The sequence below is a fragment of the Escherichia sp. MOD1-EC7003 genome (genome assembly GCF_002965065.1).
Taxonomy (GTDB): Bacteria; Pseudomonadota; Gammaproteobacteria; order Enterobacterales; family Enterobacteriaceae; genus Escherichia.
Map to the genome: position 1 here is coordinate 1 of NZ_PTRE01000269.1, position 6,015 is coordinate 6,015.

Genomic DNA, 6,015 nt, shown 5'->3' on the forward strand with positions numbered 1-6,015 from the left:
ATGGACATTAGTATCGGAAACAGGAAAGGGAGGCGAAAGACGGTTTAAATGATGCGCTTACCTCTGGGGTGAAGCCTTTTATTTCTTTCGCCATTAAGAAATACACGGTTCCATCAAAAGACAGGGGGAGTCCATGGTGGGGATGGCTTCGTGCAGGCTTCACTCCGGAATATTCTCTTGAATTGAAAAAAGCCCGGCCCGAAGGCCGGGAAATACTGGCTATGGGATGTTTACAAGGCGCTCCATAAAGCCGTGATGTTCGGCATTTGATACCAGTTCCAGGAGCAGGGATATCCTCGACTCAGGCTGGAGAGTATTTTCCATTCTGAGGAGATACTGATATTGTGCTTTTGTCAGCCATATGCTGGAAGCCGCATTCAGCTCTTCCCTGGCTCCCGGATTTAGCACAGGGTCCGGGTAAATCTTCATTAATCCATCAACAATATCTTTATTGACGGGTTTTATTTCACCGCCAAACTTCACGAAATCAATGAAGGCGCTATGGCGACGTAATGCCGATACTGGTTGAATGTCAAAATTAGCCAGAATAAAAAAGTACCCTGGAAAAATAGCGAATATTCTTTCACGGTAACAGCACCTGGAGTCTGCCCGTCTTATCTTTCTTGTTATTAATGGAGTCCATGGTACGACGTTTTGCTCATTCAGCCATGAGAATAAAGATTCTCTGTTTTTGCCGGCTGTATTATATTGCGCAAGATACCAGTTCCGGTTATTCAGGTGTTCTATATTCACGAAGTTCAACGCTCCGCGCAAAACCGATCCATGATGGACGATTTTGCGATGTCAGGCGAATATGCTAAATCATATGTCTGAAGCAGTGTCCAGCCCATATCTGGATAAACTGCAGTTCTGACAGGCATATAACCAGCAGACTCTAGTACGTTCTGTATCGGTGATTTGGCGAACTCACAGATAAAGAACGGCTAAGCACTAATATCAGCAATACAGTGGCACAGTATTGTGATACGCGAAATAAAACATCAGCACGTCAGTTCAGAGTAAGGTCGCCATATATCGGGCATGAGCCAGATACAAATAATTGGGACACCGTCTGAAGTGATTTGCTTTATTAAAGTAACTTGTGCTTGGTGTTTATGTTTATCAATTTGGGATCGCCTGTAAAGTGCAAAATGCAATTTCCATGAAAGTGTCCCCTTTAATGGGGACACCTGTTCACATTTTTTCGTTTTCTTTAGCTGTATTGCTAATCATGAAAACGAACGTTCGCATCAGCACAGCAGAGCGAAGTGCATCATATCCTTCCAGATTTAAGTTCTTCAGGCTTCGCTTCAGGTAGGTTCGTACCGTTTCGGGAGAAAGCCGACAGTTCTGAGCAATGGCGTCGTAAGGAACACCCATTGCGTAAAAAACGCAGACTTTAAGCTGGTTTGTTGATAGCTCGGGAAACATGCCTTCCAACAGAGTGATGGCCGGGAGTTTCTGTATCAGTTGAGGTGACATAGCAAAGGTCTCCGATGACAACTAAAAACGCTATCACTGAGTTCCTACGCTCATTGGTGATAGCCCAGACGGGGGTAGGAATACCGGCGTCATCGGAAACCGGCCAGGCTAATGCCTGCCCCGCCTGAGCTACCATAGATGACGACAAGAAATACAAGTTCCTGTCTTTATGGTATGGCAAAAAACGACGCCAAATGAAGAAATTAACTTCTGCGCCGACGATGACTACGCGGGTTCCTACGCCCGATCACAGTTTTGCCTGTGACCAGTAAAGGGTACTTAGTATAACGCACCGAGTCAACTAACAGCTTAAAAAACATACAAAAAAGCGTCAAAACTTAACGCTCCGCGCCGAAGCGATCCAGGCGTGATGCTTCTGCTTTGTGGCGTTCGAACATGCTGGTCCATATGCACGAAACGGTGTCTGACCCTCGTCCAGACAATCCGCAGTTCTGACGAACATATGAACAAATATGCTCTTGTAGAGGCTGTTGTTACACAATTGGCGGGTTGTGTAACAAATGGTTTTATCATCTAAGAATTATTCTATTTACGATCGAATGATCTACAAAATGATTTTTTAAAGGTTTTTTAGATCGTTTAATTGCATTAAAACAGAATATTATTCTGTTAGGTGGATCGGTTGTAAGATAAATGATCGTGAGTAGGACAAAAGTCGATCTTTTAATCCAAAAGAAGGATCTAAAGCAGAAAAATCTGCTTTTAAAAATAGATTTTATTTTTTTGACGCAGGTCAAGATTAACTTATTAGAGGTATTAGTGAGGAGGCACTGGAAGAGAAGAGATCGTTGTAATGCTTTTCAAATTAACGTAAAGCGGGTATATTTCGGCTGTTATTAGCTGTGCAGAGGGTGGCACTCTGTGGAGCAAAGCGGCGAAAGTCGGACGGCAGAATGCGCCATAAGGCATTCAGGAGAGATGGCATGTACGGGCAGTAAGTCAGAAGACTGAAGATGTTCCGGAAGCCATAAAAGGAAAACCCCCACTATCTTTCTTACGAACTTGGCGGAACGACGAAAGATAGTGGGGGCCTCACAGAATACGGGTAAAGTATAATGAAACCGTACCAGAGATTCAACCCTGTGCAGTGTATAAATACACGGCACAATCGCTCCGCCATAAGCGACAGCTTGTGGCAGGTCTGAAGAATACTCCATATAACGCAGTACACTGGTGTCAGTTAGCACCCGAAGAGCAGATCCGTTTCTGGGAAGACTATGAAGCGGGAAGGGCGACCACTTTCCTGGTTGAACCGGAAAGGAAGCGCACGAAGCGTCGTCGTGGTGAGCACTCCACCAAACCCAAATGCGAAAATCCGTCCTGGTATCGTCCTGAGCGCTATAAGGCGCTGAGCGGGCAGCTCGGGCACGCCTACAACCGTCTGGTGAAAAAGGACCCGGTGACCGGCGAGCAGAGCCTGCGCATGCACATGTCTCTGCATCCTTTTTACGTGCAGAAACGAACGTATGCCGGTCGCAAATATGCTTTCCGTCCGGAAAAACAACGCCTCCTCGATGCCGTCTGGCCGGTTCTGGTCAGCTTCAGTGATGCGGGCACACATACCGTAGGCATGAGTGTTTCCCGTCTGGCCAGAGAAATCAGCCCGAAAGACAGCAAGGGGAAGGTTATTCCGGAACTGGAAGTGACGGTCTCCCGCCTTTCCCGTTTGCTGGCCGAACAGGTACGTTTTGGTGTGCTGGGTGTTTCAGAGGAAACCCTGTGGGACCGTGAAACCCGCCAGCGTCTGCCACGTTACGTCTGGATAACACCGGCAGGCTGGCAGATGCTGGGCGTCGACATGGTGAAACTTCACGAACAGCAGCAGAAGCGGTTGCGTGAAAGTGAAATCCGCCAGCAACTCATCCGGGAAGGCGTACTGCGTGAGGATGAAGATATCTCCGTACATGCGGCCAGAAAACGCTGGTATCTGCAGCGCAGCCAGGATGCACTGAAACACCGTCGTGCAAAAGCGGCAGCCAGTAAGCGCGCCAGACGTCTGAAGAAACTGCCTGCCGACCAGCAGATTCATGAGATGGCAGAGTATCTCAGGAAGCGTCTGCCGCCGGATGAAGCCTATTTTTGTTCCGATGACCATCTGAAGCGACTGGCCATCAGGGAGTTGCGTCAGCTTGAACTGACGCTGGCTGCGCCACCGCCGCACTAGACAGCACCATTCCTTCAGCACTGAATCATCGCCAGCCCCTCCGGGGCTTTCGGCGCTGATTCCGCTCAGCCCAAAATCTGCAGTAATCACCTTAAATCCCCTCAGAGGGGCATATCTGCCCATAAAACCACGTATCAGTCATCAGAACATGGCCACGTTGTTTCAGTTATCCACATAAATCCGCAAACAAAGAACTTTAAAAAGCTGCAAACCTGAAACAGCAAACCTGCAATATAGTCCTAACCCCATTATTTAATCCCCTGCGTTGCTTCGCCGCAGGGAAAGTCTTTATCTCTGAAACCACTGTGAACAAATACAAAGAGGCCTTCGCTTGCAGCGGCCAAGGCCTCGCCGCTCAGAATCTAAAAGCACCTCCCACGCTAACGCGCGGGCCCCGAACCTCACCGTTCTGAAACCACCGCGAAAACATCAGGAATAAAAAACACCACACAAACGCAGCACCGTGCCCACCCCTCATAACTGAAAAGCGAAGCCGCCCCCGCCCGAAGGGCGGGAACAACATCGCTTTTAATTATGAATGTTGTAACTACATTGTCATCGCTGCCAGTCTTCTGGCTGGAAGTCCTCAGTACACGCTCGTAAGCGGCCCTGACGGCCCGCTAACGCGGAGATACGCCCCGACTGCGGGTAAACCCTTGTCGGGACCACTCCGACCGCGCACAGAAGCTATTTCATGGCTGAAAGCGGGTATGGCTTAGCAGGATGGGGATGGGTAAGGTGAAATCTATCAATCAGTACCGGCTGACGCCGGGCTTCGGCGGTTTTGTTTCTGTGCCATATGTAACAACGGAGTGCCGCCTTACATGCGCTGACGCGCATTATTTGCCTTGTTTCGTCTGAAAGTAATCACTATGATTAAATATGATTAACAGCTAATCGGATATGCAAATGAAAAACAATACCGCACAGGCAACAAAAGTAATTACCGCGCATGTGCCATTACCTATGGCTGATAAAGTCGACCAGATGGCCGCCAGACTGGAACGCTCCCGGGGCTGGATTATCAAACAGGCGCTTTCTGCATGGCTTGCCCAGGAGGAGGAGCGTAATCGCCTGACGCTGGAAGCCCTGGACGATGTGACATCCGGACAGGTTATCGACCATCAGGCTGTACAGGCCTGGGCGGACAGCCTCAGTACTGACAATCCGTTACCGGTGCCACGCTGATGGAACTGAAGTGGACCAGTAAGGCGCTTTCTGATTTGGCGCGGTTATATGATTTTCTGGTGCTGGCCAGTAAACCTGCGGCCGCCAGAACGGTGCAGTCCCTGACACAGGCTCCGGTCATTCTGTTAACTCATCCACGTATGGGGGAACAGTTATTTCAGTTTGAACCCAGGGAGGTCAGACGGATTTTTGCTGGCGAGTACGAAATCCGTTACGAACTTACTGGCCAGACTATTTATGTATTGCGCCTGTGGCACACACGAGAAAACAGGTAGATTGTGTGTGGGGACAACTTAACATAGCCTGCAGATATTAATTCTGGAACATTATTATCAGGCCAGATATTTTGCATTCCATTAAATAATCTTGTAGGAGATAAAATGAATTACGATGAAATAACGAAAATTACCGCTGAACGTATTAGCGACTACATGACTGAAGCAGTTAATACAGACTCTATAGCCGTTGCGGAAATGTTTCATAACGCTGCATGGGGAGTGCGAACATTGTGGTTTGAACTCGTCACAAAAATAGATATAGATATACATAAAAAGAACAGGTATGCGAGTTATGATCTTAGAAGGAAAATCGAAATGCAGCATGAAGAGTTTCAGAAAATGACAGAGCGCGAGCAAGTGCCTTTATTGAAATCGCCAGAATAATAGAAACAGAACAAGTACATTGCTGTATTGTTTTTTCCTTGAATATTGAATCGCGGTGCCCATGTACTACGATTCCTTTCGTGTCATTTATCATTGCACACTTTCCCTGACTGAGCGTAAAACACTGACTACTTTCCCCTCAAACTCCTGGACGGCGAATGCAAAATTGGTCTGTTCCAGCCTAGAATATGTTACTTTTTCATGACCGAACCCGAAATTTTGCGCGTCAACAAGAGACGTTGTGTAAACTCAGTCCTTTTATCTGGCAGGTTAACCCCTATCAATCTTAGGATGAAACCACGCCATCCTCTGTTTGCCTTGTTATTAATTTCATAAAGACGATTGTTTTCCTCTCGTAGTTTTGTCCACTCTAAACAAAGTGTTATATAAGGGGTCGTTTGCGGGAGGGGGCGGAATCCTACGCTAAGGCTTTGGCCGTAAGCGGCTCGTCAGAACCGTATTGATATTTACTGAGAGCTCAGATCAACTTTCCAGGGC

At 47.6% G+C, this 6,015-nt stretch carries 6 protein-coding genes and 2 pseudogenes; 4 read left to right on the plus strand and 4 right to left on the minus strand.

The window, feature by feature from the left end; genetic code table 11:
• Window positions 1–219 precede the first annotated feature (219 nt).
• The 3 genes from A7090_RS25130 to A7090_RS27435 all read right to left on the minus strand — a co-directional run bounded on the left by A7090_RS25130 (window position 220) and on the right by A7090_RS27435 (window position 1,663).
• Complete coding sequence (locus A7090_RS25130) at window positions 220–753, minus strand: transcription termination/antitermination NusG family protein (protein ID WP_001372168.1); 534 nt, start codon at window positions 751–753, stop codon at window positions 220–222.
• 441 nt (window positions 754–1,194) lie between these two features.
• Complete coding sequence (locus A7090_RS25140; protein ID WP_000074849.1) at window positions 1,195–1,482, minus strand: helix-turn-helix transcriptional regulator; 288 nt, start codon at window positions 1,480–1,482, stop codon at window positions 1,195–1,197.
• Window positions 1,400–1,663 carry an ash family protein gene (locus A7090_RS27435; protein ID WP_001324596.1) on the minus strand — a complete coding sequence of 88 codons (264 nt, stop codon included), beginning with the start codon at window positions 1,661–1,663 and terminating at the stop codon, window positions 1,400–1,402. The genes A7090_RS25140 and A7090_RS27435 overlap by 83 nt, the downstream gene beginning before the upstream one ends.
• Before the next feature lie 972 nt (window positions 1,664–2,635).
• On the opposite strand from A7090_RS27435, the gene repA reads away from it, so the two are divergent.
• From repA to A7090_RS25190, 4 genes and pseudogenes are all read left to right on the plus strand, one after another.
• Window positions 2,636–3,667 carry a plasmid replication initiator RepA gene (repA, locus tag A7090_RS25160; protein WP_000907852.1) on the plus strand — a complete coding sequence of 344 codons (1,032 nt, stop codon included), beginning with the start codon at window positions 2,636–2,638 and terminating at the stop codon, window positions 3,665–3,667.
• A gap of 903 nt (window positions 3,668–4,570) precedes the next feature.
• Window positions 4,571–4,855, plus strand: a complete 285-nt coding sequence (locus tag A7090_RS25180) for a CopG family ribbon-helix-helix protein (protein ID WP_001178087.1) — start codon at window positions 4,571–4,573, stop codon at window positions 4,853–4,855.
• On the plus strand, window positions 4,855–5,130 hold the full coding sequence (locus tag A7090_RS25185; RefSeq protein ID WP_000421259.1) for a type II toxin-antitoxin system RelE/ParE family toxin: 276 nt from the start codon (window positions 4,855–4,857) through the stop codon (window positions 5,128–5,130). Before A7090_RS25180 ends, A7090_RS25185 begins: the two co-directional genes overlap by 1 nt.
• Window positions 5,131–5,235: 105 nt before the next feature.
• A pseudogene (locus A7090_RS25190) lies at window positions 5,236–5,439 on the plus strand (hypothetical protein); the annotation flags it as partial.
• Between the two features lie 269 nt (window positions 5,440–5,708).
• Here the strand turns inward: A7090_RS25190 and A7090_RS27190 are convergent.
• Window positions 5,709–5,903, minus strand: a pseudogene (locus A7090_RS27190) (hypothetical protein); the annotation flags it as partial.
• Window positions 5,904–6,015: the final 112 nt, after the last annotated feature.